Source organism: Noviherbaspirillum malthae (genome assembly GCF_015352985.1).
Classification (GTDB): domain Bacteria; phylum Pseudomonadota; class Gammaproteobacteria; order Burkholderiales; family Burkholderiaceae_D; genus Noviherbaspirillum; species Noviherbaspirillum malthae.
This window is the reverse complement of record NZ_JACYXF010000011.1, coordinates 61,953-87,650: the sequence shown is the minus strand read 5'-3', so window position 1 is coordinate 87,650 and position 25,698 is coordinate 61,953. Positions and strand designations below refer to the sequence as shown.

27 protein-coding genes and 1 tRNA gene are annotated in these 25,698 nt (G+C 59.7%); 19 read left to right on the top strand and 9 right to left on the bottom strand.

Translation table 11 applies throughout. The features are described 5' to 3' along the window. Nucleotides 1-109 precede the first annotated feature (109 nt). Nucleotides 110-1,351: a cystathionine gamma-synthase family protein gene (locus IGW03_RS15970; protein ID WP_194723562.1), complete on the top strand. Its 1,242-nt coding sequence runs from the start codon at nucleotides 110-112 to the stop codon at nucleotides 1,349-1,351. A 104-nt stretch (nucleotides 1,352-1,455) separates the two neighbouring features. Here the strand turns inward: IGW03_RS15970 and IGW03_RS15965 are convergent, their stop codons facing one another. The 8 genes from IGW03_RS15965 to IGW03_RS15930 all read right to left on the bottom strand — a co-directional run bounded on the left by IGW03_RS15965 (nucleotide 1,456) and on the right by IGW03_RS15930 (nucleotide 6,953). Continuing rightward, nucleotides 1,456-2,049 (bottom strand): LOG family protein, encoded by a 594-nt coding sequence (locus IGW03_RS15965; RefSeq protein ID WP_194723561.1) that lies wholly within the window; start codon nucleotides 2,047-2,049, stop codon nucleotides 1,456-1,458. 107 nt (nucleotides 2,050-2,156) lie between these two features. Next, nucleotides 2,157-2,822, bottom strand: coding sequence for a TetR/AcrR family transcriptional regulator (locus IGW03_RS15960; protein ID WP_194723560.1), 666 nt, complete (start codon nucleotides 2,820-2,822; stop codon nucleotides 2,157-2,159). A gap of 176 nt (nucleotides 2,823-2,998) precedes the next feature. Continuing rightward, nucleotides 2,999-3,469: a fasciclin domain-containing protein gene (locus tag IGW03_RS15955; RefSeq protein WP_194723559.1), complete on the bottom strand. Its 471-nt coding sequence runs from the start codon at nucleotides 3,467-3,469 to the stop codon at nucleotides 2,999-3,001. 185 nt (nucleotides 3,470-3,654) lie between these two features. Next, nucleotides 3,655-4,605 (bottom strand): esterase/lipase family protein, encoded by a 951-nt coding sequence (locus IGW03_RS15950; protein ID WP_194723558.1) that lies wholly within the window; start codon nucleotides 4,603-4,605, stop codon nucleotides 3,655-3,657. 154 nt (nucleotides 4,606-4,759) lie between these two features. Then, nucleotides 4,760-5,290, bottom strand: coding sequence for an RDD family protein (locus IGW03_RS15945; protein ID WP_194723557.1), 531 nt, complete (start codon nucleotides 5,288-5,290; stop codon nucleotides 4,760-4,762). A gap of 17 nt (nucleotides 5,291-5,307) precedes the next feature. Continuing rightward, nucleotides 5,308-5,958: a DUF3106 domain-containing protein gene (locus IGW03_RS15940; RefSeq protein WP_194723556.1), complete on the bottom strand. Its 651-nt coding sequence runs from the start codon at nucleotides 5,956-5,958 to the stop codon at nucleotides 5,308-5,310. A gap of 3 nt (nucleotides 5,959-5,961) precedes the next feature. Next, nucleotides 5,962-6,387, bottom strand: a complete 426-nt coding sequence (locus tag IGW03_RS15935) for a DUF3619 family protein (RefSeq protein ID WP_194723555.1) — start codon at nucleotides 6,385-6,387, stop codon at nucleotides 5,962-5,964. Next, nucleotides 6,384-6,953 carry an RNA polymerase sigma factor gene (locus tag IGW03_RS15930; protein WP_194723554.1) on the bottom strand — a complete coding sequence of 190 codons (570 nt, stop codon included), beginning with the start codon at nucleotides 6,951-6,953 and terminating at the stop codon, nucleotides 6,384-6,386. The genes IGW03_RS15935 and IGW03_RS15930 overlap by 4 nt, the downstream gene beginning before the upstream one ends. Before the next feature lie 507 nt (nucleotides 6,954-7,460). Between IGW03_RS15930 and IGW03_RS15925 the strand changes: the two genes are divergently transcribed. The 6 genes from IGW03_RS15925 (at nucleotide 7,461) to IGW03_RS15900 (ending at nucleotide 14,744) form a co-directional block, all read left to right on the top strand. After that, complete coding sequence (locus tag IGW03_RS15925; RefSeq protein ID WP_194723553.1) at nucleotides 7,461-9,179, top strand: acetolactate synthase 3 catalytic subunit; 1,719 nt, start codon at nucleotides 7,461-7,463, stop codon at nucleotides 9,177-9,179. Continuing rightward, nucleotides 9,179-9,670: an acetolactate synthase small subunit gene (ilvN, locus tag IGW03_RS15920; protein ID WP_119738913.1), complete on the top strand. Its 492-nt coding sequence runs from the start codon at nucleotides 9,179-9,181 to the stop codon at nucleotides 9,668-9,670. Before IGW03_RS15925 ends, ilvN begins: the two co-directional genes overlap by 1 nt. 41 nt (nucleotides 9,671-9,711) lie before the next feature. Further along, nucleotides 9,712-10,728: a ketol-acid reductoisomerase gene (gene ilvC / locus IGW03_RS15915; protein WP_194723552.1), complete on the top strand. Its 1,017-nt coding sequence runs from the start codon at nucleotides 9,712-9,714 to the stop codon at nucleotides 10,726-10,728. Between the two features lie 126 nt (nucleotides 10,729-10,854). After that, nucleotides 10,855-11,628: an SIMPL domain-containing protein gene (locus tag IGW03_RS15910; RefSeq protein ID WP_194723551.1), complete on the top strand. Its 774-nt coding sequence runs from the start codon at nucleotides 10,855-10,857 to the stop codon at nucleotides 11,626-11,628. Nucleotides 11,629-11,954: 326 nt separating this feature from the next. After that, complete coding sequence (gene pssA / locus IGW03_RS15905; RefSeq protein ID WP_194723550.1) at nucleotides 11,955-12,839, top strand: CDP-diacylglycerol--serine O-phosphatidyltransferase; 885 nt, start codon at nucleotides 11,955-11,957, stop codon at nucleotides 12,837-12,839. A 366-nt stretch (nucleotides 12,840-13,205) separates the two neighbouring features. Continuing rightward, nucleotides 13,206-14,744, top strand: a complete 1,539-nt coding sequence (locus tag IGW03_RS15900; RefSeq protein WP_194723549.1) for a 2-isopropylmalate synthase — start codon at nucleotides 13,206-13,208, stop codon at nucleotides 14,742-14,744. A 124-nt stretch (nucleotides 14,745-14,868) separates the two neighbouring features. Here IGW03_RS15900 and IGW03_RS15895 read toward each other — a convergent pair whose 3' ends face one another. Beyond that, the gene (locus IGW03_RS15895; protein WP_194723548.1) at nucleotides 14,869-15,411 is read right to left on the bottom strand and encodes a hypothetical protein; all 543 of its coding nucleotides are present in this window, start codon (nucleotides 15,409-15,411) and stop codon (nucleotides 14,869-14,871) included. Nucleotides 15,412-15,571: 160 nt separating this feature from the next. On the opposite strand from IGW03_RS15895, the gene rpsO reads away from it, so the two are divergent. The 12 genes from rpsO (at nucleotide 15,572) to nuoF (ending at nucleotide 25,620) form a co-directional block, all read left to right on the top strand. Beyond that, on the top strand, nucleotides 15,572-15,841 hold the full coding sequence (gene rpsO, locus IGW03_RS15890) for a 30S ribosomal protein S15 (RefSeq protein ID WP_194723547.1): 270 nt from the start codon (nucleotides 15,572-15,574) through the stop codon (nucleotides 15,839-15,841). A 192-nt stretch (nucleotides 15,842-16,033) separates the two neighbouring features. Then, a complete protein-coding gene (pnp, locus tag IGW03_RS15885; RefSeq protein WP_194723546.1) occupies nucleotides 16,034-18,172 on the top strand; it encodes a polyribonucleotide nucleotidyltransferase in 2,139 nt (712 codons plus the stop codon). 351 nt (nucleotides 18,173-18,523) lie between these two features. Continuing rightward, nucleotides 18,524-19,504 (top strand): NAD(P)H-quinone oxidoreductase, encoded by a 981-nt coding sequence (locus IGW03_RS15880; protein WP_194723545.1) that lies wholly within the window; start codon nucleotides 18,524-18,526, stop codon nucleotides 19,502-19,504. Nucleotides 19,505-19,641: 137 nt separating this feature from the next. After that, entirely contained in the window at nucleotides 19,642-20,388 is a 747-nt protein-coding gene (gene tpiA, locus IGW03_RS15875; RefSeq protein ID WP_194723544.1) for a triose-phosphate isomerase, read from the top strand. 65 nt (nucleotides 20,389-20,453) lie between these two features. Then, entirely contained in the window at nucleotides 20,454-20,849 is a 396-nt protein-coding gene (gene secG, locus IGW03_RS15870) for a preprotein translocase subunit SecG (RefSeq protein ID WP_194723543.1), read from the top strand. A 71-nt stretch (nucleotides 20,850-20,920) separates the two neighbouring features. Beyond that, nucleotides 20,921-21,005: transfer RNA gene (locus IGW03_RS15865), tRNA-Leu, on the top strand. A 101-nt stretch (nucleotides 21,006-21,106) separates the two neighbouring features. Then, the gene (locus IGW03_RS15860) at nucleotides 21,107-21,466 is read left to right on the top strand and encodes an NADH-quinone oxidoreductase subunit A (protein WP_194723542.1); all 360 of its coding nucleotides are present in this window, start codon (nucleotides 21,107-21,109) and stop codon (nucleotides 21,464-21,466) included. A gap of 3 nt (nucleotides 21,467-21,469) precedes the next feature. Further along, complete coding sequence (locus IGW03_RS15855) at nucleotides 21,470-21,946, top strand: NuoB/complex I 20 kDa subunit family protein (protein WP_194723541.1); 477 nt, start codon at nucleotides 21,470-21,472, stop codon at nucleotides 21,944-21,946. Nucleotides 21,947-21,965: 19 nt separating this feature from the next. Then, nucleotides 21,966-22,562, top strand: coding sequence for an NADH-quinone oxidoreductase subunit C (locus IGW03_RS15850; RefSeq protein WP_194723540.1), 597 nt, complete (start codon nucleotides 21,966-21,968; stop codon nucleotides 22,560-22,562). Further along, on the top strand, nucleotides 22,562-23,815 hold the full coding sequence (locus IGW03_RS15845) for an NADH-quinone oxidoreductase subunit D (RefSeq protein ID WP_194723539.1): 1,254 nt from the start codon (nucleotides 22,562-22,564) through the stop codon (nucleotides 23,813-23,815). Before IGW03_RS15850 ends, IGW03_RS15845 begins: the two co-directional genes overlap by 1 nt. A 33-nt stretch (nucleotides 23,816-23,848) precedes the next feature. After that, complete coding sequence (gene nuoE, locus IGW03_RS15840; RefSeq protein WP_194723538.1) at nucleotides 23,849-24,328, top strand: NADH-quinone oxidoreductase subunit NuoE; 480 nt, start codon at nucleotides 23,849-23,851, stop codon at nucleotides 24,326-24,328. Then, complete coding sequence (nuoF, locus tag IGW03_RS15835) at nucleotides 24,325-25,620, top strand: NADH-quinone oxidoreductase subunit NuoF (RefSeq protein WP_194723537.1); 1,296 nt, start codon at nucleotides 24,325-24,327, stop codon at nucleotides 25,618-25,620. The genes nuoE and nuoF overlap by 4 nt, the downstream gene beginning before the upstream one ends. Nucleotides 25,621-25,698: the final 78 nt, after the last annotated feature.

Genomic DNA, 25,698 nt, shown 5'->3' with positions numbered 1-25,698 from the left:
CGATTTATTCTGATTGCGGGCGCCCGGGTAGAGTCCCATGAAAAATGCTGCTAAAACGGATGATGTTTCTCCCCCGTTTTGGCGCAAGCCAAGCGGGTTTTTTTTCGCCATGACTGATACAAAAAAGTACGGTTTCACCACCAGCATCCTGCACAGCGATCGACAGAAGCCGATCGAACACGGATCCCTCCACAAGCCCATTCATACCTCGGTGACCTTCGGTTACCGCGATGCGCGCCAGCTGGCTGAGGTCTTCCAGGGCAAGCAGCCCGGTTACCGCTATGGACGCCAGGGCAACCCCACCGTCTCCGCGCTCGAAGACAAGGTCACGAAGATGGAGCAGGGTCTTGCGACCATCTGCTTCTCGACCGGCATGGCGGCCATCGGTGCGGTCGCCCAGGCGTTGCTGCGGGAAGGCGATCATGTGGTGTCGTCGGCTTTCCTCTTCGGGAACACCAACAGCCTCTGGCAGACGGTCAACGGGCAGGGCGTCAGGGTGTCGATGGTGGATGCGACCGATGTGAAGAATGTCGAGGCGGCCCTGACGCCCCAGACCCGCATCGTGTTCGTCGAGACCATCGCCAATCCGCGCACACAGATCGCCGATCTCAAGCGCATCGGCCAGCTGTGCCGGGATCGCGGCATACTGTATGTGGTCGACAATACGATGACCTCGCCGTATCTGTTCCGTCCGAAGATGGTCGGCGCCGGCCTGGTCGTCAATGCATTGACCAAGTCCATCGGCGGCCATGGCAACGCGCTGGGCGGCAGCCTCACCGACACCGGCCTGTACGATTGGACCCGTTTCCCCAACATCATCGAGACCTACAAGAAGTACACGCCGAGTCAGTGGGGCATGGCGCAGATCCGTGCAAAGAGCCTGCGCGATTTCGGGGGCACGCTCGGGCCCGAAGCGGCGCACCATATTGCGGTGGGCGCGGAAACCATGGCCTTGCGCATGGAGCGCGAATGCGCGAACGCACTTGCGCTGGCTCGCATGCTCGAAGCCGACGATCGCGTCGCGGCGGTCTACTATCCTGGCCTCGCATCGCATCCTCAGCATGGCATCGCGAGCGAACTGTTTTCCGGCTACGGCAGCCTGTTCAGCTTCGAGCTCAAGGAAGGAACGGATTGCTTCGATTACCTGAACCGGCTCAAGCTTGGTATCCCGGCGAGCAACCTTGGCGACACGCGCACGCTGGTGATCCCGGTTGCCCATACCATCTTCTATGAGATGGGAGCGGAGCGGCGCGCCAGCATGGGTATCGCCGAATCCCTGATCCGGGTATCGGTCGGCATTGAAGATACCGATGACTTGCTTGAGGACTTCAGGCAGGCACTCGACGCGTGAGTACCGTGAAGCCTCGGTGAAGCTTCAGTCCAGCTTCAGTCAGGTTTCATTGCATCGACATCAGGGCCGGCCTTTAAGCCGGCCCTGATGCATTGGGATTGGTATTAGATGATCTTGCCGGCGGTGACCCGATCGAAAGTCTTGGCATGCCGCTGCGGGCGATAGTTCTTCAGCATATCGATCAATGCGGCCGGCTCCGCCGCATGCACCAGCAGATCGGCCTGCTCGCGCCGCAGGAAGCGTTCGTTGATCACATGGTCGAGGAAGCCGATGAGACCATCGTAAAAGCCGTTCACATTGAACAGGCCGATCGGCTTTTCATGAAAGCCGAGCTGCGCCCAGGTAAACACTTCGAACAATTCTTCCAGCGTGCCGATCCCTCCGGGCATGGCAACGAAACCTTCCGACAACTCCGCCATCAGCGCCTTGCGCTCATGCATGTCCTTGACGATATGCAGGCGCGTCAGGCCGAGATGGCCGACTTCCTTGTCCATCAATGCCTTGGGAATGACGCCGGTCGCTTCACCGCCCAGGCGCAGCACTTCATCCGCAATCACGCCCATGAGGCCGACATTGCCGCCGCCGTAGACGAGGGCGATATTGTTCTCAACCATGGTTTTGGCAAGCAGGCGCGCGCCGTCCGCATAGACGGGAGAAGCGCCGACGGAGGAACCGCAATAGATACAGATCGATTTCATAGGTGGCAGGACTGTCAGAGTCAGAGGCGCAGCGGATGCAGCGCGATGCAGGGAAAATTACCAGGAGACGAGTATACCGGCGGGCGCTTCCGCTCGCCGCTGGTCGTTCATTTCAGCTTCTGCAGATATTCGTCCGCGAGCTTGTTGAACATGACGCGGGTTTCGCCGCGCAGATACGGGACGATCTGCGACAGGACCTGATAGCAGCCGCGCGCCAGCGCTTCGGCCATCACTTCCTGCTCGGTGTACTTGCGCGGATTGCGCACGTATTCATACGACAGCCAGTAGGTGGCGACCACCACCATGTTCGTAGCCAGGGTCTCGATCTCCAGGTCGCTTGCCTCGAGCGCCTGGTCCGCACGGAGACCGGTGCACAGCTGCTGCGCCACCTGGATTTCGTGCGCGAGTATCTGCTTGAAATGCAATTCGAGCTTGCGGTTGCGCGACAGCAGGTCGCTGAGGTCGCGGTAGAAGAAGCGATAGCGCCAGACCAGTTCGAACATCAGGTGCAGGTACTGCCACACGTCCTGCACCGTCGGACGGCGGTCGGCCGGCACGGCCAGCATGCGGCTGATTTCGGCTTCGAACTGCACGAACAGCGAATTGACGATGTCGTCCTTGTTGCGGAAGTGGTAGTACAGATTGCCCGGAGAAATATCCATTTCTTCGGCAATCACTGTCGTGGTGATGTTCGGTTCTCCGAATTCGTTGAAGAGCCGCAACGACAGTTCGAGGATCCGCTCGCGCGTGCGTCGAGGGGCTTTTTGTTGCATGAGCGCTGGCTCCCATTTCCTGTGTTCATTTCGCGGCAAGGATAACACCGTTGGTGCGATCCGGATAAACGATGGACCTGGAGAAAGGGACGCAGTTTGGTCTGGTGCGGGAAGGGGCCGGGCGGCCGCCGTGCAGCTGCGCGGCGGCCTGGCATCAGGTGCGTGGCGTCAGGGCCTTACTTTTTTGGAAGTATCACCGTGTCGATTTCATGGATCACGCCGTTGTCGGCCGTCATGTCGCTCTGGATGACATTGGCATTGTCGACCGTGACCTTGCCGTTGTCGGACGTCAGCGTGACTTCCTCGCCTTGTACGGTCCTGACCTTGCCGGGCTTGACGTCCGCAACGAGGATCTTGCCGGGAACGATATGGTAGCTCACCAGTTCCGCAAGCTTTTCCTTGTCCTTCATCAGCGTGCGCAGCGTATCCGGGGGCAGTTTGTTGAATGCCGAATCAGTCGGCGCAAACACCGTGTATGGACCCGATGTCTTGAGGGTGTTCGCCAAGCCTGCGGTTTGCGCCGCGGCAAGAAAAGTCTTGAACGTAGTTCCAGTCGAGGCGGTTTCGACAAGATCGGAGGCATAGGCCGGCGCCCATCCAAACAACAGGGCGATGCCGGATGCAATGGCGGCGAACGAACGCTTCATGGATTACTCCTTGTGATGAGGCAATGAATGGATTCCGCGCGGCATTGTGGGTACCGCTTCGCTGGCGGTAGAACGCGTCTTGTCATTCTGTTTTCAAATGTCCGGAAAAGTTCCGGCACCGCGCAGGAGTGAGGCGTCGCCTGTGCCTGCCGGCAATCTTGACCTGTACTTGTCGGTCGTCCCGGCTATGCGGATTGCCGCCGGAGCGTGGCGGCGTCAAGAATCTCGTGTATCACGGTGCTCTGGATACGGGGATGCAGGCTGAGCGCCACATGGCCGATCGCATGAAAGTCGATGTTCCTGGCGCCTTCAAGATGCGACGAGGTTTGCGGCGAAATGATGTTGTCGTGGTGCGAATAGATCGATACGAACAGACGGTACACGGCTTCGCTTTCCTGGGCGGCCAGCTGCAGCAGCCAATCGCTCGCCACGCCTTCCTGCTCGGTGGCGGTCCAGCGCATTTGCTGCGTATTGACCCCGATCCCGAAATGGGCAAGCGCCGTGCCGTGATGCGGCGTACCCAGCGTGATCGCCCTGGCGATTCGGCCGTTGCCATGGCGGCGTATATAGGCACGGATGGCAAGGCCTCCCATGCTGTGGCCTACGACCACGGCCTGCGCATGACCGGTGTCGCGGCACAATGCTTCGACGGCATTGTGGATGAGCACGGCGTATTCATCGATGCTACCGATGATGGGCTCCATGTCGATCGCCTGGTGGGCGATGCGGGCTGCGCTCAATGCCTTGCTCATGCCGTGCCAGTAACCGCTGTTGCATCCGTAGCCGTGCACCAGCAGTACCGGCAAGCCTCGCGGCTGTTCGGGAATGCGCCGGCTGAAACGCCGGAACGGCATGGTCCATGAGGAACTCAGCATGGTGGCCTTGTATTCGCTCAGGAGCAGGACGCAGGTCGCAAGCAATCCGAGGCGGTATTGCTCAGGCAGCCTGCTTCGCGTACGCGCGGCAATCCGGAAGTTGTTGGCTGCGATCAGGAAGCGAACCGCCAGAGCGAAGCCAAGGGCGAAGAGCAGGGAAACCGGCCATGGCCAATGAAGCACGACGGCGAGAAAGCCGGCAATCGCCGCGATGGCCAGGAACTGCACAAGAAGAATGAATTTGCAGATGCGTGCAACCATGGTTCACAGGCTTCCCAAGCTGTACAGGCGTTGTTCGCGGTTCTGGCCGCCCTGGAGGAAGGATATCCGCACATCGGATTGCCCGTGGCAGGCCACGCGCGGACCCATGGCGGAGGAAGGCGGGCGGATGCGCTTAGACAGCGACAGGCATTGATTATGCAGCAGCCTGTACCGGCGCCGGCTTGTCGGCCACCCGCACGACGCGCGTGCCGCAGATCCGGTCATGGAGGAAACGCCTTTGCGGATCGAGATAGGCAGTCAATGCCCAGAGCAGGATATTGGCTAATGGAATCATCACCAGCATCCAGGTCTTGGCGTTCAGCGCCCATGCCGCCGCCAGTCCGGGCAGTATCCAGCACCAGGACAGCAGGTAGCGGCCGAAGGCCTTCTTGTACCCGAGCGTTTCGCCTGAAGTCGTCACCACCTTCAGGCGCCAGGTCTTCATGGCAAGGGTCTGTCCGCCATGCGTCCAGAACCAGATGAAATACACACCGATCACGGCAAACAGCCAGTCCTGCAGCATGTTGCGCAGGTAGAGCGCGTGTTTCTGTTCCAGGAGGGTGGAAAACAGCCAGCCTGCGACGAATACCACGCCGAACAGCAGCATGGTTTCATAGACCATGCTGGCAAGGCGGCGTTTCAGCGAAGGAGGAGTGGAAGACAGGGTGTTCGTATCAAGCGGCATCTCTGGAGTCTTGTTTCTTATTTTGACGGTGCGGCGGCCGGTGAAATTGCTGACTGGTTCGTCACCTTCGGCGTCACGGATTGTTCATGCACCGGCTTGGGTGCCGCCTTGATGGGCGGGAGCGTGGTGCTGGCATTGCGCTGCGCGCTGGGCGAGGGTAGCGTCGTGACCCGTTTCTTCGGAGCGGGGCTGTCTGCCAGTTCCTTTTTCTGTTCTTCCGGCAATTGCTGGTATTTTTCCCACTGCTCGCTCTTCTGTTCGGACGCCAGTTTCTTGGCGCGCGCGTAATTCGTGCGCGCGGTGCGCCGTTCCTCCGGCGTCAGCTTGACCCAGTCGCGCATGCGCTCCTGCACGCGCTGCTGTTCGTCCGGTTTCATCGAGGAGAACTTGTTGCCGATGGCCAGCCATTTGTTTTTGCGAAAGCCGTCCAGTTGGTCCCATTCCGCAGCGAGCGGCGAAAGCGCCTGCTGCTGCGCCGGCGTCAAGTCCTTCCACAGCGGACGGGAATTGGGTTGCTGCTTCGGAGTGCTGGCTGCTGCGGTGGCCGTCATGACTGGCGTGGCGGCCGCGTTCGGTGCTGTGGCGCCGGCCAGCGCCGCGACCATGCCGCATGAAATGCACGCCGCCCTCAGGAAGCGGGCGGTCGATGAGGACAGCGTCTGCGGCATTTCTCAGTCACCCCGTTTCGCCAGGAAGGCATTGAATCCCTGGTCAAGGTAAGCGGAAATCGGCAGTTCGTCGGCCAGCATTTCTGCGTCGATCTCGGCGGTATCGGTGATCCTGCGCTGCTGCTCGGACTGATAAATGCCGGCCAGGCCGAAGGCCACCACGAGCAGCGGCACGGCGACGCCCATGCGCCCGAGCCAGGCGAGGCGGCTGCCCGGCATGCCGGCGCCGCCATGGCTGCCCTGAGCGCCTTGTGCGGACAGAGCCGGGCGGATGAACAATGCCCGCAGCGCGGATTCCTTCTTTTTCCGGGACAAGGCCAGTCTGCGCGCGGCGGCCAGCCTGTCGGCGGTGGGTTGCGGCAGATGGTCGAGGTTTTCGTTGAGCGCGTGGCGGATCTTGTACGCGAAATTGAGTTGTCTGGTATTCATAAGGTGATTCCCTTTGCGCGCAGCGCCTGAGCCAGGGTGTGTGTCGCCCGAGAGCAGTGTGTCTTGACGCTGCCTTCCGAGCAGCCCATCGCCGCAGCAGTTTCCGCGACATCCATATCCTGCCAATAACGCATCAGAAAAGCCTCCCGTTGACGCCCCGGAAGCTTCTGTATTTCCTGCTCTATGACTGCCAGCACCTGTTCCCGTTCTACCTTGTCGGCGCTGGATTCCGCGGCCTCGCTGCCTTCCTGGGCCTCGTAGGTTTCAAGGATGTCAAAGCCGTCGGGATCTTCGGTGTCCCTGCCCAGGGAGGAAAACAGGCTTACCCAGGTATCGCGCACCTTCTCGCGCCGGAAGTAGTCGTGGATCGTGTTCTGCAGGATGCGCTGAAACAGCAGGGGAAGCTCGGCGGGCGGCTTGTCGCCGTACTTCTCGGCGAGCTTGATCATTGCATCTTGAACAATATCAAGTGCCGCCTCATCCTTTCGCACCGCATAAACGGCTTGCTTGAATGCCCGGCGTTCCACGCTTTCGAGGAAGTCGGAGAGTTCTTTTTCAGTTGCCATCAGGGAGGCGGAGCATTTTTTCTGGATGCCTGGACGAGTGGGACAGGATGACCTGCCGAAATCGGGCGGAGCGCCGTGAAAACAGTGCGCATGCTAGCAAAAACGTGCGTAATTGTGCATGGTTTTTGTGAAAACCGCTTGATTTCTAACGGAATTAATGGAATTTAACTTGACCAAAAGAGTGCGAGCCATTAACGTATCACTCCCTTCCCATCTTGAAGGAATTGTCTTTTCGCGCGGCCCATGATGCCGCGCACCGATCAGACGTGCTTTACTTTTAAAAGCTGTTTGCTCTAACCCACGCCACAAGCGTGAGAAACCGAAGCGGTACTTCAGATTCCCCGGCCGAACGAGTCGCGTTAAGCGGCATTTTGAATCGCATCTACGGGTGCGCAACGAAATGGCGTGACCGCACAAAGAAGGGACGCCCAGGCACTGTTGTCTCGCACGATTTCGCAGGAGAGAGCATCCGATCAATCTCCAATGGACCTTGAAAGGAACCTGGCAATGAGTAGCAATGAAATCACCGGCGCGGAGATTCTCGTCCGCTGCCTGGCAGAAGAGGGCGTCGAACACGTGTTCGGTTATCCCGGCGGCGCAGTTCTCTACATCTACGACGCAATCTTCAATCAGAACAAATTCCAGCACATCCTGGTACGTCACGAGCAGGCTGCGATCCATGCGGCCGATGCCTATTCCCGCAGTTCGCAGAAAGTCGGCGTCGCCATCGTGACCTCCGGCCCGGGCGTCACCAATGCCGTCACCGGCCTGGCGACCGCCTACATGGATTCGATCCCGATGGTGATCATTTCCGGTCAGGTGCCGTCGCATGCGATCGGCCAGGATGCGTTCCAGGAGTGCGACACGGTCGGCATCACCCGCCCGTGCGTCAAGCACAACTTCCTCGTCAAGGATGTCAAGGATCTCGCCGAGACGATGAAGAAGGCGTTCTATATCGCCACGACCGGCCGTCCCGGCCCGGTGCTGGTCGATATTCCCAAAGACATCACCATGCACAAGGCGGCATTCGAGTATCCGAAAGAACTCGAAATGCGCTCCTACAAGCCGGTGGACAAGGGCCATGCGGGCCAGATCCGCAAGGCGGTACAGCTGCTGCTGTCGGCCGAGCGCCCGATGATCTACACCGGCGGCGGCGTGATTCTCGCCAATGCCTCCCCCGAGCTGAACAAGCTGGTCGACAAGCTGGGCTATCCCTGCACCAATACCCTGATGGGTCTCGGCGCCTATCCCGCTTCCAGCGACAAGTTCGTCGGCATGCCGGGCATGCACGGTACCTATGAAGCCAACATGGCCATGCAGCACTGCGACGTGCTGATCGCCATCGGTGCACGCTTCGATGACCGCGTGATCGGCAATCCCAAGCACTTCGCCACGCATCCGCGCAAGATCGTGCACATCGACATCGATCCGTCGTCGATCTCCAAGCGCGTCAAGGTGGACATTCCCATCGTCGGCAACGTCAAGGACGTGCTGGTCGAACTGCTGACGCAGCTCGATGCAGCCGAAGCCAAGCCGAATGCGCAGGCGCTGGCCGCCTGGTGGCGCCAGATCAACGAGTGGCGCGGCCGCGAATGCCTGAAGTTCGCGCCGTCGAACGAAGTCATCAAGCCGCAGTCCGTGGTGCAGAAAGTGTGGGAAATCACCAAGGGCGACGCCTTCATCACTTCCGACGTGGGCCAGCACCAGATGTGGGCCGCGCAATACTACGGCTTCGACAAGCCGCGCCGCTGGATCAACTCCGGCGGCCTGGGCACCATGGGCGTCGGCCTGCCTTACGCGATGGGCGTGCAGATGGCCAATCCTGACGCAACGGTGGCCTGCATCACCGGCGAAGCCTCGATCCAGATGTGCATCCAGGAACTCGCCACCTGCAAGCAGTATCACCTGACACCCAAGATCATCCTGCTCAACAACCGCTTCCTCGGCATGGTTCGCCAGTGGCAGCAGATCGATTACGGCTCGCGCTATTCCGAGTCGTACATGGATTCCCTGCCGGACTTCAACAAGCTCGCGGAATCCTTCGGCCATGTCGGCATGAAGATCGAGAAACCGGGCGATGTCGACGGCGCGCTGCGCGAAGCCTTCGGCATGAAGGACCGCCTGGTATTCATGAACTTCATCACCGACCAGACCGAAAACGTCTGGCCGATGGTGAAGGCCGGCAAGGGCCTGACTGAAATGCTGCTGGGTTCGGAGGATCTGTAATGCGCCATATCATTTCCGTATTGCTTGAAAACGAAGCGGGCGCACTGTCCCGCGTGGTCGGCCTGTTCTCCGCGCGCGGCTACAACATCGAAACCCTGACCGTCGCGCCGACCGAAGATGCGACGCTGTCACGCATGACCATCGTCACCAGCGGCTCGGATGACGTGATCGAACAGATCACCAAGCACCTGAACCGCCTGATCGAGGTCGTCAAGGTCGTGGACCTGACCGAGGGTGCGCACATCGAGCGTGAACTCATGCTCATCAAGGTGCGCGCCGTCGGCAAGGAGCGCGAAGAAATGAAACGGACCGCGGACATCTTCCGCGGCCGCATCATCGATGTCACCGAGAAGACTTACACCATCGAACTGACGGGTAACAAATCGAAGCTCGATGCCTTCATTGAATCGATCGACCGCACCGCGATCCTGGAAACCGTCCGCACGGGTGGTTCCGGCATCGGCCGCGGCGAGCGCATTCTCAAAGTCTGACACTGCACACTACACAATCAAATAACCTGTTAGGAAGATCCATGAAAGTTTTCTACGATAAAGACTGCGACCTGTCCCTCATCAAAGGCAAGAACGTCACCATCATCGGTTACGGTTCCCAGGGCCATGCTCATGCGCAGAACCTCAACGATTCCGGCTGCAAGGTCACCGTCGCGCTGCGCAAGGGCGGCGCTTCCTGGGAAAAGGCGAAGAACGCCGGCCTGAACGTCATGGAAGTCAACGAGGCGGTCAAGGCTGCCGACGTCATCATGATCCTGCTGCCCGACGAGAACATCGCTCAGGTCTACAATGAAAACGTCGCACCGAACGCCAAGCAGGGCGCGGTTCTGGCATTCGCGCACGGCTTCAACGTCCACTACGGCCAGGTCGTTCCGCGCGCCGATCTCGACGTCATCATGGTGGCCCCGAAGGCTCCCGGCCACACCGTCCGCGGCACCTACACCCAGGGCGGCGGCGTGCCCCACCTGGTTGCCGTCTATCAGGACAAGTCCGGGAGCGCCCGCGACATCGCCCTGTCGTACGCAATGGCCAACGGCGGCGGCCGTGCCGGCATCATCGAAACCAACTTCCGTGAAGAGACCGAGACCGACCTGTTCGGCGAGCAGGCAGTGCTCTGCGGCGGTACCGTCGAACTCATCAAGGCCGGTTTCGAAACGCTGGTTGAAGCCGGCTACGCTCCGGAAATGGCTTACTTCGAGTGCCTGCACGAACTGAAGCTGATCGTCGACCTGATCTATGAAGGCGGCATCGCCAACATGAACTACTCGATCTCCAACAACGCTGAGTACGGCGAGTACGTGACCGGCCCGCGCGTCGTCACCGAAGACACCAAGAACGCCATGCGCCAGTGCCTGAAGGACATCCAGACCGGCGAATACGCAAAGAGCTTCATTCTCGAAAACAAGGCCGGCGCACCGACGCTGATTTCCCGCCGCCGTCTGACTTCCGAACACCAGATCGAGCAGGTTGGCGAGAAGCTGCGTGCGATGATGCCCTGGATCAAGAAGAACAAGCTCGTCGACCAGACCAAGAACTAAGTTGTAACATCGCTTACCGGCGGCAAACAATCGGCGCGCCGCAGATAGGTAAAATGCAAGGGGCTGCACTTCAGTGCAGCCCTTTTTTATTGCCGAATTCATTATTGTTTATCGCTGGAGGAATTGATGCACCGTGTACTGACTGGAGTTTTGCTGGCTTCGATCGCTTTTCAGGGTTTGCCTGTCCATGCGCAAACCTCCACGCCCGCGGCGTCCGCTGCGGCTGCCGCGCAAACGAGCGGAACACTGGTCATCATTCCCGCCTTCGGCGAGGTGCGCCATCCGAACGACGAGGCACGCGTGACCTTCATGGTCGAAGAGCAGGACAAGGACAAGTCCGCGGCGGCATCGCGCGTTAATCTCAAGATGAAGCAAGGCACCGAGATCCTGCGCAAGGAAGATCCCAAGGCGGTGCTCAAGACGGCCGGCTACTATACCTATCCGGTTTATGCGGACGAAGGGCAGCCGCGGCCGCTGACCAAACCCCGTCAGGCCATCGGCTGGCGCGTCGGCCAGTATCTTGAAGTCACGACATCCAGCCTTTCAGACTTGCCGCGGACGGTTGCCGCCGCACAGAAGGTGGTGGCCTTGAGCAACCTGCAGTTCACCCTGAGTCCGGCGACCAGCCGCAAGCTGGAGGAGGAGCGCATCGCCGCCGCCTATGCAAACCTGACCGACCGCATTGCCGCCGTGGCCAAGGCGATGGGACGCAATGTATCGGATGCGGTGCTCGACACCGTCGATTTCGAGGCATCCGGCGCATTCGCGGAACGTGCCGACATGCGCATGGCCAAGCCAATGAGTGCTGCGGCCGGCGCTCCGTCAGTGGAAGAGCCGAGCTTCGAACCCGGCGAAACGGTGTTGAATTCCCGGGTCGTGGGCAAGGTGCGCTTCAAGTAAGCGAGAGCCAGGCGGGCCGGTAGAAATGCTGGTGCGGTGCTGTACCGACGGGCCGACCGATTCCGAAAGGCGGACCAAAGCGATGTCAAGGGGTTACATTTGGTTGCGCCTCGTCTAGAATAGCCACGCGCTTGCTTGCAGGGAATGTGTATCTTCAAAGGCAACTTCCCGGCAAGACGAAAGTCATCGTGATAGTCGTTGATCGATGCCGGTCCGTGTTTGTCCCGCCGTGCGAATAGCGGGTAATGCACGACTTGGACTGTGACATGCGGCGGCGGCGATGCGCTCAACTCATCAGCACCTTTATTCATTGATACGGAATCAGCATGGCAACCTTCAATCGTCGCAAGGCGAAGGGCGGCGCGGGAATATTTCCGAAAGCGCGCTTTAACAAACGGAGCTTGCACCATGCCCTCGGGCGTGGAACCGCCGATGGCGAGCCGCCTCTGCCGCCGCCTCGCAGGCGCGGCATCTATCTGCTGCCGAACGCATTTACGACCGCCAACCTGTTTTGCGGTTTCTTCGCCATCGTCATGGCGATGAACCTCAAGTTCGACTATGCGGCGGTGGCGATCTTCGCCGCCATGCTGCTCGACAGCGTCGACGGCAGGGTGGCACGGCTTACCAATACGCAAAGCGAATTCGGCGCCCAGTACGACAGCCTGTCCGACATGCTGTCGTTCGGCGCGGCACCCGCGCTGGTCGTCTACGAATGGTCGCTGCGCGGCATGGGCAAGCTCGGCTGGCTCGCCGCATTCGTCTATTGCGCCGGCGCCGCATTGCGCCTGGCGCGTTTCAACACCAATATCGGCGTGGTGGACAAACGCTATTTCCAGGGCTTGCCCAGCCCCGCGGCGGCGGCACTGGTGACAGGCTTCATCTGGCTGATGCACGACCTGGGCTTTGCCGGCGTCGACCTGGCCTGGTATGCCTGGGCCATCACGCTGTATGCCGGACTGACGATGGTTACCAACGTGCCGTTCTACAGTTTCAAGGAAATTAATTTCCGCAAGTCGGTGCCTTTCATCGCGATATTCCTGATTGTCCTGGTCTTCGTGCTGATTTCGAGCGACCCGCCGAAAGTGCTGTTCGGCATGTTCGTGCTCTACGGCCTGTCCGGATACGCGGTCTACTTCTGGAGATTGTTCAAAGGCAAGCCAGTCAGCATCGTGCAGACTTCCGAAGCGGAAAGTCACGAGATCAAGGATTGAAGACGTTGTGCCTCGGAAATGCGGGGCAGGGTAAAATTGCTGAGCAGGGGCGAGAGCGAGCGGCAGATGTACGGTGCTCCTCCTTTCGCCTTTTTCCTGCTCAACGCCGGCTGCTGCAGTGCAGGCAGGCGCTTATTGCACTTTCCCCGGAATCCGCTTATAGTTTTTTGCATGTTCCGCGAAATTTACATTTCCGCTCCCCTATTGTCCGGCAGCCTGCCAGGCCTGCTGCGTCTGCTAGTGCGTTAACGCGCGCTAACTCCCCACTTCCCACAATTCGAGCAGTTCCAATCCATCGCGCAGACGATGGGCGGCGAAAGACCGATTGTGATGCCCATTACCCAATTACCCCGACAGGAGTGCAGCATGGCCGATAAGCTGATTATTTTTGATACCACCTTGAGAGACGGCGAGCAGTCGCCCGGCGCGTCGATGACCAAGGATGAAAAGATCCGCATCGCCAAGCAGCTGGAGCGCCTGCGGGTGGATGTGATCGAAGCCGGCTTTGCGGCCGCGTCGCCGGGCGACTTCGAGTCGATCAAGGCCATTGCCGGCATCATCAAGGAGTCCACCGTCTGCTCGCTGTCGCGCGCGAACGATCGTGACATTTCCCGCGCCGCGGAAGCCTTGGCATCCGCCGAGCGCAAACGCATCCATACCTTCATCGCGACGTCGCCCCTGCACATGGAGAAGAAGCTGCGCATGAGTCCGGAGCAAGTGCTGGAGCAGGCCAAGCTTGCAGTGCGCTTTGCACGGCAATTCACCGACGACGTGGAGTTCAGCCCGGAAGACGGCAGCCGCTCGGAAATGGACTTTCTCTGCAAGGTCATTGAAACCGTCATCAACGAAGGCGCGCGCACCATCAATTTCGCCGATACCGTCGGCTATGGCGTTCCGGAACTGTACGGCCAGATGATCAAGACGCTGCGCGAGCGTATTCCCAATTCCGACAAGGCTGTCTGGTCCGTTCACTGCCATAACGATCTCGGCATGGCCGTGGCCAATTCACTGGCCGGCGTGGTCATCGGCGGTGCACGGCAGGTGGAATGCACCATCAACGGCTTGGGCGAGCGCGCCGGCAATACCGCGCTGGAGGAAGTCGTGATGGCGGTGCGCACCCGCCGCGATCACTTCGGGCTGGATTTGTCGATCGACACGTCGCAGATCGTGCCGGCCTCCAAGCTGGTCTCCCAGATTACCGGCTTTGCCGTCCAGCCCAACAAGGCGGTGGTCGGCGCCAACGCCTTCGCCCACGCGTCCGGCATCCACCAGGACGGCGTGCTCAAGGCCCGCGACACGTATGAGATCATGCGCGCCGAAGACGTGGGCTGGACCACCAACAAGATCGTGCTGGGCAAGCTGTCGGGCCGCAATGCGTTCAAGCAGCGGCTCGAGGAACTCGGCATCGAACTGGAATCCGAGACCGAGCTCAATGCGGCGTTCTCCCGGTTCAAGGAGCTGGCCGACCGCAAGTCGGAAATCTTCGACGAAGACATCATTGCCGTCGTGGCGGACGAGCAGCACTCCCACGACAACGAGTTCTACCGCTTTGTCTCGCTCGCCCAGCGTTCCGAAACCGGCGAAAGGCCGAGCGCCAGGGTGGTTTTCACGATGGACGGCAAGGAACTGGCCTGCAACGGCGAGGGCAACGGGCCGGTGGATGCGACAGTGAACGCGATCGAAGCGGAGGCCAGGAGCGGCGCCGAGCTTCTGCTGTTCTCGGTCAATGCGATCACGACCGGCACGCAGTCGCAAGGGGAAGTGACGATGCGGCTTTCCAAGTCGGGGCGCATCGTCAACGGCGTGGGTGCGGATCCGGATATTGTCGTCGCCTCGGCGAAGGCTTACCTGTCGGCGCTTAACAAGCTGCATTCGAAAGCCGAGAGACTCAATCCGCAGCTTTGATGGCGGCATTGCACCGAAAGTAGGCAAGGCAAAACGAAACGCCGGCATATGCCGGCGTTTTTCATGCGGAGGCGTTAAATGTTTTGCCGCCGGGCCGTAAATTCTCCAGTTTCGCCCTGTATGTTCAGCGCAAACCGAAGCCGAACGGAAAGCGCTTGTCCGGATCGAATCTCGGATCAGGGCCGTTCATCATCTGGCGAACGACGCCGGAGCGGTCGAAATGCACATGCATCAGTGAATTCCACACATCGCTCTCTTTGTACGGGTAGGACCAGACTTCGAGATCTCGCAGGGAGAGATAGGAAGTGTCGCTCGGCGCGCCTATTGTACGCAGCACCGTATCCTTGGTCGCCTTGCCGACTTCGATCGAGGCAAACTTTTGATTGGTGAGTACCTGTTCGAAAGATTTCACCCTGCCTGAAGCATCGATGCGGGCCATGTAGGTTCTCTGCCCCCACGGACCTTGCATGTACTCATAGATTTCCTCATTGCCGTCGGTGTACCGGTGCGTGGGTTCGCCGCGCTTTGCCAGGAGATCCGCCTTGCTGTCGCCGACGTTGACAGGTGCCGGCAGGATCGATGCGCATCCGACCAGCGTGGACAGGATGGCCGCGACGCATAACTGCCTGAGAGAGCCGAATTTCAATGTTTTATTGGGGAAATACATGATGCCCTGCCAATCTTCTTGTCTAAGTATTTGAATTGATTTGAACCGGGAAGCCATTTCCGCTATACTGCGCGTCTTGGTTTTTTGACCGAGTTTATTTCCAAAATGTTCACGGTGCGTCGGGGTTGCGACTCCCTGCACCGCATGTGAAAGGTAAGTCATGACAGTAGAAAACATCAACAAGGCCGCAATTATCGCGGACAACGCGCGCGGCGCCAACGACACCGGCTCTCCGGAAGTGCAGGTTGCACTCCTGACCGCTCGCATCAACGAACTGAACGGCCATTTCAAGGCCCACTCCAAGGATCACCACTCCCGCCGTGGCCTTATCATGATGGTTAACCGTCGCAAGCGCCTGCTCTCCTACCTGAAGGCCAAGGATGCAAATCGCTATCGCGCTCTTATCGAGAAGCTCGGTCTGCGTAAGTAAACTCTTGCGATATTCGCGAGGTTGATCGGAAAAATGCCTGCGTCAGTCTCTGATGCAGGCATTTTGCCATTTGGAGATTTGCGTTTCGTGATTTCCTGCAGTAAAGATGGCATGTCATGCGTGACGGGTCATCCGTGGTGAGGTGAACGACAGCGCCTGAAATTCTGTCGGCAAAAATAGAAAGGAAACACCGTGTTCAACAAAGTTACCAAAACCTTCCAGTACGGACAGCATACGGTCACGCTCGAGACGGGCGAGATTGCACGCCAAGCTTCCGGCGCCGTGTTGGTGTCGGTGGAAGACACCGTCGTGCTGGCAACCGTGGTCGCCCGCAAGGATGCCAAGCCGGGTCAGGACTTCTTTCCGCTGACCGTCGATTACGTCGAGAAGAGCTATGCAGCCGGCCGCATTCCCGGCGGCTTCTTCAAGCGTGAAGGCCGTCCTTCGGAAAAGGAGACGCTGACCTCCCGCCTGATCGACCGTCCTATCCGCCCGCTGTTCCCGGAAGGCTACCTGAACGAAGTCCAGGTCATCGTGCACGTCCTCTCGGTGAATCCCGAGATTGACCCCGACATCCCGGCGATGATCGGCGCATCCGCCGCGATCAGCGTTGCAGGCATTCCCTTCAATGGTCCGCTCGGCGCTGCGCGCGTCGGCTATATCGACGGCCAGTACGTCCTCAATCCGACTGCCTCGCAGCTGCCCAAGTCGCAAATGGATCTCGTCGTCGCAGGCACGGAGCAGGCTGTGCTGATGGTGGAATCCGAAGCCAACCAGCTGTCCGAAGAAGTCATGCTCGGCGCCGTTGTCTACGGCCATGAGCAGATGAAGGCAGTGATCGACGCCATCCATGAACTCGTGCGTGACGGCGGCAAGCCGGAAGTGCAGTGGGCGCCCGCGCCGAAGAACGAGGCATTGATTGCCCGCGTTACCGAACTGGCCGAAGGCAAGCTGCGCGAAGCCTATCAGACCAAGGACAAGCAGGCGCGCACCGCCAAGCTGAACGACGTGTCGGCACAGCTGAATGCCGCGCTGGCAGAGCAGGCTGCAGCCGCAGGCCAGTCGGCGCCGGATTCCGCGGAAGTCGGCAGCATCCTGTTCGACCTGGAAGCCCGCATCGTGCGTTCCCAGATTCTTGAAGGCGAGCCGCGCATCGACGGCCGTGATACACGCACCGTGCGTCCGATCAGCATCCGCAGCAGCGTGCTCCCGCGCACTCACGGTTCAGCGCTGTTCACGCGCGGTGAAACCCAGGCGTTGGTCGTTGCCACGCTGGGCACCGCACGCGACGAGCAGAAGATCGACGCGCTGATGGGCGAGTACTCGGACCGTTTCATGCTCCACTACAACATGCCTCCGTTCGCCACCGGTGAAACCGGCCGCGTCGGTACGCCGAAGCGCCGCGAGATCGGTCATGGCCGCCTTGCCAAGCGCGCGCTGCAGGCGGCATTGCCGTCTCCCGAGGAGTTCAGCTATTCGGTTCGCCTGGTTTCCGAAATCACCGAGTCCAACGGTTCTTCCTCGATGGCATCGGTGTGCGGCGGCTGCCTCGCCCTGATGGATGCAGGCGTCCCGATGAAGGCCCATGTGGCCGGCATCGCGATGGGCCTGATCAAGGACGGCAGCAAGTTTGCCGTCCTGACCGACATCCTCGGCGATGAAGATCACCTCGGCGACATGGACTTCAAGGTGGCGGGTACCGCCAACGGCATCACCGCGCTGCAGATGGACATCAAGATCCAGGGCATCACCAAGGAAATCATGCAGGTGGCACTGGCGCAAGCCAAGGAAGGCCGCATGCATATCCTGGCCAAGATGCAGGAAGCGCTGCCCACAGGCAAGGCTGAACTCTCCGACTTCGCCCCGCGCCTGATTACCATCAAGATCAATCCCGAGAAGATCCGCGACGTGATCGGCAAGGGCGGTGCGGTCATTCGCGCGCTCACCGAAGAAACCGGCACGCAGATCGACATCAGCGACGATGGCATCGTAACCATCGCCTCCGTGGACGCTGCTGCGGGCCAGGAGGCCAAACGCCGCATCGAGGAACTGACCGCGTCCGTGGAAGTGGGCAAGAGCTACGACGGCGTCGTGCTCAAGCTGCTCGACTTCGGCGCGATCGTCCAGGTCATGCCGGGCAAGGACGGCCTGCTGCATATCAGCCAGATCGCCAATGAGCGCGTCAATGCGGTTGCTGACTACCTGAAGGAAGGCCAGCAGGTTCGCGTGAAGGTGCTGGAGACGGACGACCGCGGCCGCCTGAAGCTGTCGATGAAAGCCGCAGCCGCAGAAGAGGCGGGTGCTGCGCAACAGCAGCAACAGCAGCAATAAGCGCATCCGGCGGCATCACGATGCCGCAAGCCTGATGCAGGAACCGCCCGGGACGAAAGTCCGGGCGGTTTTTTCATGGGCTTGTCGATCCTTGAGGACGCCGGATTGAATGCATGGATTTCGTATTTGGTTCATGAAAAGAGCAGACCCGCAAAGCAGAGAGAAGGCAGTTGGTGTCCTGGCCATGTTGCGGCGGAAATGTTTTGTACTTCAGGGGAAACGTTTCAGCACATGGAGCGGCGCTGCTTATCGGAAGTCATCCGCTGCCATGCTTCACCGGGCGTCGACTGCGGTCCCGGGCAGAACAAGGCGATTGGCGTAAAATGCCTTTTCCACATCGACAGGACCATCATGAAAGCGATTGAAATCACAAAGCCCGGCGCGCCCGACGTGCTGCAGTTGTGCGAACGCCCCGTACCCCAGCTCAAGGAAGGCGAGATCCTTATCAAGGTGCATGCGGCCGGCATCAACCGTCCGGACGTATTTCAGCGGCTGGGGCAATACCCGGTGCCGCCCGGCGCATCCGACCTGCCTGGACTCGAAGTGGCCGGCGAGATCGTTGATGGCAATCTTGACGGTACGGGCTTTGTCAAAGGGCAGATGGTATGTGCGCTTGTCCAGGGCGGCGGCTATGCGGAGTATTGCGCAGCGCCCGTGCGTCAATGCCTGCCCGCTCCCAAGGGTTTGAGCGCAGTCGAGGCGGCATCACTGCCCGAAACGTTCTTTACGGTGTGGAGCAACGTATTCGACCGTGCTCATCTGACCGGCGGCGAAACCTTGCTGGTGCAGGGCGGCACTTCCGGCATCGGCGTTACCGCCATCCAATTGGCGTCGGCAATGGGGCACCGGGTCTTCGCGACCGCCGGCAGTGAAGACAAGAAACTCGCCTGCGAACAGTTCGGCGCGGTTCGCGGCATCAATTATCGCGATGAAGACTTTGTCGAAGTGGTCAAGGCGGAAACAGGCGGGAAGGGCGTTGATGTCGTGCTGGACATGGTGGCCGGCGACTACGTCAACCGCGAAATCAACTGCCTTGCAGATGATGGCCGAATCGTCATCATTGCATTGCTGGGCGGGGCCAAGGGAAGTATCGATTTCTCCCAGGTGCTGCGGCGCCGTCTTGTCATTACCGGCTCCACCTTGCGCCCGCGTCCCATCGAATTCAAGGCCGCCATCGCCGACAAGCTCGTCAAAAACGTCTGGCCGCTCATCGAGGCCGGAAAGATCAAGCCGGTCATTCATAGCGTCTTCCCGCTTGATCAGGCGGCGCAGGCCCATACATTAATGGAGAGCAGTGCCCACGTCGGCAAGATCGTGCTGCAGGTCCGGTAGACCGGCAAATTTATTGATGGCTACGGACCTGATTGAGGAACATCAACCGCTTGTCCGCAGTCATAGAAAGTTGCCTGGGTTTGACCATCCATGTTGCGGCGCGCTAGAATCAAGGGTTATCGAATTTTTAGGCCCTTATGCGTCGCAAACTCATAGCCGGAAACTGGAAAATGAACGGCAGCCTGGCTGCCAATGCCGCTCTGCTGGACGGGATCAAAAGCGAACTCCCGCAGGCGCCGTGTGATGTTGCAGTGTGTGCACCAGCTCCCTATCTGGCGCAGTGCAAGGAGCTGCTTGCAGGCTCGCCCGTAAAGTGGGGCGGTCAAGATGTTTCCGTGCACGAGTCGGGCGCCTATACCGGCGAAGTGGCTGCGGCGATGCTGAACGATTTCGGTTGCATCTACGTCATCGTCGGCCATTCCGAGCGCCGTACCTACCATGGCGAATCCAGCGAGCTGGTTGCTGCCAAGGCGGTGCGAGCCATCAAGGCGGGACTGGTGCCGATCGTGTGCGTCGGCGAGTCGCTCGAGGAGCGCGAAGCCGGCAAGACCGAATCGGTGGTCGGAGCCCAGCTGGATGCGGTACTGTCGGCGCTTGATGCTGCAGACTGCAGCAAGATGGTGATCGCGTACGAACCGGTATGGGCGATCGGCACCGGCAAGACGGCAACGCCGCAGATGGCGCAGGACGTTCATGCACTGCTGAGGGCAAGGGTTGCGGCCCGAAGTGCATCTGCAGCGGAAACGGTGCAGATCCTGTACGGCGGCAGCATGAAGCCGGACAACGCGAAGGAGCTGCTCGCGATGCAGGATATCGACGGCGGCCTGATCGGCGGCGCCGCGCTCAAGGCGGCGGATTTCCTGGCGATCATCCGGTCGGCATAAGCGTGTCTGTGCAGGCACATCTGCATAAGCGGCAAAGGTTTTAATCAAGTATTGGAAAGCATGTAATGAACGTATTGTTCACATTGATTGTTGTGGTGCAAGTCATCTCCGCGCTGGCGATTATCGGTCTGGTTCTGGTGCAGCATGGCAAGGGCGCTGACATGGGAGCCGCTTTCGGCTCGGGTGCCTCGGGAAGTCTCTTCGGCGCTACCGGTTCCTCGAATTTTCTTTCGAAATCCACCGGAGTCGCCGCCGTCATATTTTTCTCTGCAACGCTCGCCTTGGCCTTCATCGGCGGCAAGCGCGGTCCGGCGACAGGCGGTGTGATGGACAGCCTCCCGGCTCCCGCTTCGACCATTCCGGCGCCGGCGTCCAGCGCGCCTGCAGGTACAGCAAATCCCGCTCCCGCAACGCCTGCTCCGGCCGGTGATGCAGGACAGGCAAACCAGATTCCGAAATAGTTTATTGGGCTTGGTCGTCAGCAATTGTGCGTTGAACAAATGCTGCGAAACAGGGTAAAATAGCAGTCTTAGCCGACGTGGTGAAATTGGTAGACACGCTATCTTGAGGGGGTAGTGGCGAAAGCTGTGCGAGTTCGAGTCTCGCCGTCGGCACCAATAATCTAGGAGCCAGCAAGGGATTTCCCGAGCTGGCTTTTTATCGAGGAAATTTGGTTTGATTTGCCAATCATTCAACTAACCAACATCCGCTCCTTATCGTGAACCTCGAAAATTATTTCCCCGTACTTTTGTTCATTCTTGTCGGCATCGGCGTCGGCGTCGTTCCGCAGGTTCTGGGTCGCGTGCTTGCGCCGCATAAACCCGATGTAGAGAAGCTGTCTCCGTACGAGTGCGGCTTCGAGGCATTCGAGGATGCGCGCATGAAGTTCGACGTGCGCTACTACCTTGTCGCCATTCTGTTCATTTTGTTCGATCTGGAAACCGCATTTTTCTTCCCGTGGGGCGTGGCAATGCGCGACCTCGGATGGCAGGGCTTCCTGACGATGCTGGTGTTTATCGCCGAATTCGTCGTGGGCTTCTGGTACATCTGGAAGAAGGGCGCGCTGGATTGGGAGTAAGTCATGGCTATTGATGGTGTTTTGAACGAAGGTTTTATTACGACGACAGCGGACAAGCTGATCAACTGGACGCGAACCGGCTCGCTGTGGCCGATGACGTTCGGATTGGCTTGCTGCGCGGTTGAAATGATGCACGCCGGCGCATCGCGCTACGATCTTGACCGCTTCGGCATCGTGTTTCGTCCGTCGCCCCGCCAGTCCGACGTCATGATCGTCGCCGGCACGCTGTGCAACAAGATGGCGCCGGCCCTACGCAAGGTGTACGACCAGATGGCCGAGCCGCGCTGGGTGATCTCGATGGGCACCTGCGCCAACGGTGGCGGCTACTATCACTACTCCTATTCCGTGGTGCGCGGCTGCGACCGTATCGTGCCCGTGGATGTGTACGTGCCGGGCTGTCCTCCGACTGCGGAAGCGCTTCTCTACGGCATTCTCCAGCTGCAAAACAAGATCAAGCGCACCAATACGATTGCGCGCTAACAGATCGCGTTAAAGAAATATGACGACAAAAATTGAAACCCTTGAAGCCGCAGTGCGCAATGCGCTCGGCGGCCAGATCCAGGATCTCAAGGTGGCATTGGGAGAAGTGACGATCGTCGTTGCTGCCTCCGATTATCTGTCTGCGATGCGCGTATTGCGCGATCATGCGGATCTGCGTTTCGAAGAGCTGATCGATCTGTGCGGCGTCGACTATTCGACATACGGCGATGGCGTATGGGACGGTCCCCGCTTCGCGGTCGTCTCGCATCTGCTGTCGGTAACCCACAACTGGCGCATCCGCGTCCGGGTCTTTGCGCCGGACGATGAAATGCCTGTCGTGGCTTCGCTGGTCGACACCTGGTCGACCGCCAACTGGTATGAGCGTGAAGCCTTTGACTTCTTCGGCATCCTGTTCGAAGGGCATAACGACCTGCGTCGCATTCTGACCGATTACGGCTTCATCGGCCATCCGTTCCGCAAGGATTTCCCGGTATCGGGCTATGTCGAAATGCGCTACGACGCCGAGCAGAGGCGAGTGATTTACCAACCCGTGACGATTGAGCCGCGTGAAATCATTCCGCGTGTGATTCGCGAAGAGAAATACGGGATGAAATAATGGCTGAGATTAAGAATTACACACTGAACTTCGGTCCGCAGCATCCGGCGGCGCACGGCGTGCTGCGCCTTGTGCTTGAGCTTGATGGCGAAGTGATCCAGCGTGCCGATCCCCATATCGGCCTGCTTCACCGTGCGACCGAAAAGCTGGCGGAGCAGAAGACCTTCCTGCAGTCCGTTCCCTACATGGACCGCCTCGACTACGTGTCGATGATGTGCAACGAGCACGGCTATGTTCTCGCCATCGAGAAGCTGCTCGGCATCGAGGTGCCGCTGCGCGCGCAGTACATCCGCGTGATGTTCGACGAGATCACCCGCATCCTGAACCACCTGCTGTGGATTGGTGCGCACGGTCTGGACGTCGGCGCGATGGCCGTCTTCCTGTACGCATTCCGCGAGCGCGAAGACCTGATGGACTGCTATGAAGCGGTCTCCGGCGCACGCATGCACGCCGCCTATTACCGGCCGGGCGGCGTCTACCGCGACCTTCCCGACGCGATGCCGCAGTACAAGGCATCGGCCGTCCGCAATGAAAAGGCGATTCGCCAGCTCAATGAAAACCGCCAGGGTTCCCTGCTCGATTTCATCGAAGACTTCACCAACCGTTTCCCGGGCTACGTCGATGAATACGAAACCCTGCTGACGGATAACCGTATCTGGAAGCAGCGCCTGGTCGGCATCGGCGTGGTATCGCCCGAGCGGGCCAAGGCAATGGGCTTCACCGGTCCGATGCTGCGCGGCTCGGGTATCGCATGGGACCTGCGCAAGAAGCAGCCGTACGAAGTGTATGACCTGCTCGATTTCGACATCCCGGTCGGCGTCAACGGCGATTGCTACGACCGCTACCTGGTGCGCGTCGAGGAAATGCGCCAGTCGAACCGCATCATCAAGCAGTGCATCGAGTGGCTGCGCAACAACCCCGGCCCGGTGATGACCGACAACCACAAGGTTGCGCCGCCGTCGCGCGTCAACATGAAGTCCAACATGGAAGAGCTGATCCATCACTTCAAGCTCTTTACCGAAGGCTTCCATGTACCGGAAGGCGAGGCCTATGCCGCCGTCGAGCATCCGAAGGGCGAGTTCGGCGTCTACCTGATTTCGGACGGCGCAAACAAGCCTTATCGCATGAAAATCCGCGCTCCCGGCTTCCCGCACCTGCAGGGGCTGGACGAAATGGCCAAGGGTCACATGATTGCGGACGCAGTAACGATCATCGGCACGCAAGATATCGTGTTCGGTGAGATTGACCGATAACCGCGCAGACGCTGCGCACGAATGGTTGACGATATGCTGTTAAGTCAAGAAGCTTACAAGAAGATTGATCGCGAACTCGCGAAATTCCCTGCCGACCAGCGGCAGTCCGCCGTCATGGCGGCTCTGGCGATTGCCCAGAGCGAAAAGGGCTGGCTGCCCCCCGAAGTCATGGTGGATGTGGCCAACTATATCGGCATGCCGCCGATCGCAGTGCAGGAAGTAGCAACTTTTTACAATATGTACGACACCAAGCCGGTGGGCAAGTACAAGATCTCGGTCTGTACCAACCTGCCGTGCCAGCTTTCTGGCGGCGAAAAGGCCGCGCATTACCTGAAAGAGAAGCTGGGTATCGACTACAAGGAAACATCCGCCGACGGCCAGTTCACGCTTGTTGAAGGCGAGTGCATGGGTGCCTGCGGCGACGCGCCCGTCATGATCGTCAATAACAAGCGCATGTGCAGCTTCATGTCCAATGAAAAGATCGATGCGCTGGTAGAGGAATTGAAGAAATGACCAGCCTGCACAATCGACATATCAATCCGCTGATTCTTGCCGGACTCGACGGCAACAACTGGCACCTGTCTGACTACGTCAAGCGAGGCGGATACGAGGCACTCAAGCGCATCCTCAACGAAAAGATCGCACCTGAGCAGGTCATCGCCGAACTGAAGGCGTCGTCGCTGCGCGGTCGCGGAGGCGCTGGCTTCCCGACAGGCCTGAAGTGGAGCTTCATGCCGCGCCAGTTCCCCGGCCAGAAGTACCTGGTCTGCAATACCGACGAGGGCGAGCCCGGCACGTTCAAGGATCGCGACATCATCCGCTACAATCCGCATGCTCTGATCGAGGGCATGGCCATCGGCGCTTACGCGATGGGCATCACTGCGGGATACAACTATATCCACGGCGAGGTCTGGGCCGAGTACGAGCGTTTCGAAGAGGCGCTGGAAGAGGCGCGCGCCGAGGGCTTCCTGGGCAACAACATCATGGGCAGTGAATTCAGCTTCCAGCTGCACGCCTTCCATGGTTACGGTGCCTACATCTGCGGTGAAGAGACCGCGCTGCTCGAATCCCTGGAAGGGAAGAAGGGACAGCCGCGGTTCAAGCCGCCGTTCCCCGCCAGCTTCGGCCTGTACGGAAAGCCGACCACGATCAACAACACCGAGACCTTTGCGGCCGTGCCCTTCATCATGCGCATGGGCGGCGAGGCATACGCGGCGCTGGGCAAGCCGAACAACGGCGGCACCAAGATCTTCTCGATGTCCGGCGACATTGCGCGTCCCGGCAACTATGAAGTCCCGCTCGGTACACCGTTCGCGACCCTGCTTGAACTGGCGGGCGGCATGCGCGACGGCAAGAAGATCAAGGCGGTGATTCCCGGCGGATCGTCGATGCCCGTGCTGACCGGCGATGTGATGATGGCCACCGACATGGACTACGACTCGATCGCCAAGGCGGGTTCGATGCTCGGCTCCGGCGCGGTCATCGTCATGGACGAAACACGCTGCATGGTCAAGTCGCTGCTGCGTCTGTCGTATTTTTATTACGAGGAATCCTGCGGCCAGTGCACTCCCTGCCGCGAAGGCACCGGATGGCTGTACCGGATGGTGCATCGCATCGAGCACGGCCAGGGCCGCGCCGACGATCTCGACATGCTGAATTCGATCGCAGACAACATTCAGGGACGTACCATCTGCGCGCTCGGCGACGCGGCGGCAATGCCCGTGCGCGCCATGGTCAAGAACTTCCGCGAGGAGTTCGAGTACCACATCGAGCACAAGCGCTGCATCGTTCCTGCCTATGTCTGAATCACGTGAGGGGCCGCATGGCCCCGCACGGCACAAGTTACCTGGCGCGCCTTGCGCGCCTTACCCATACTGAGGCAA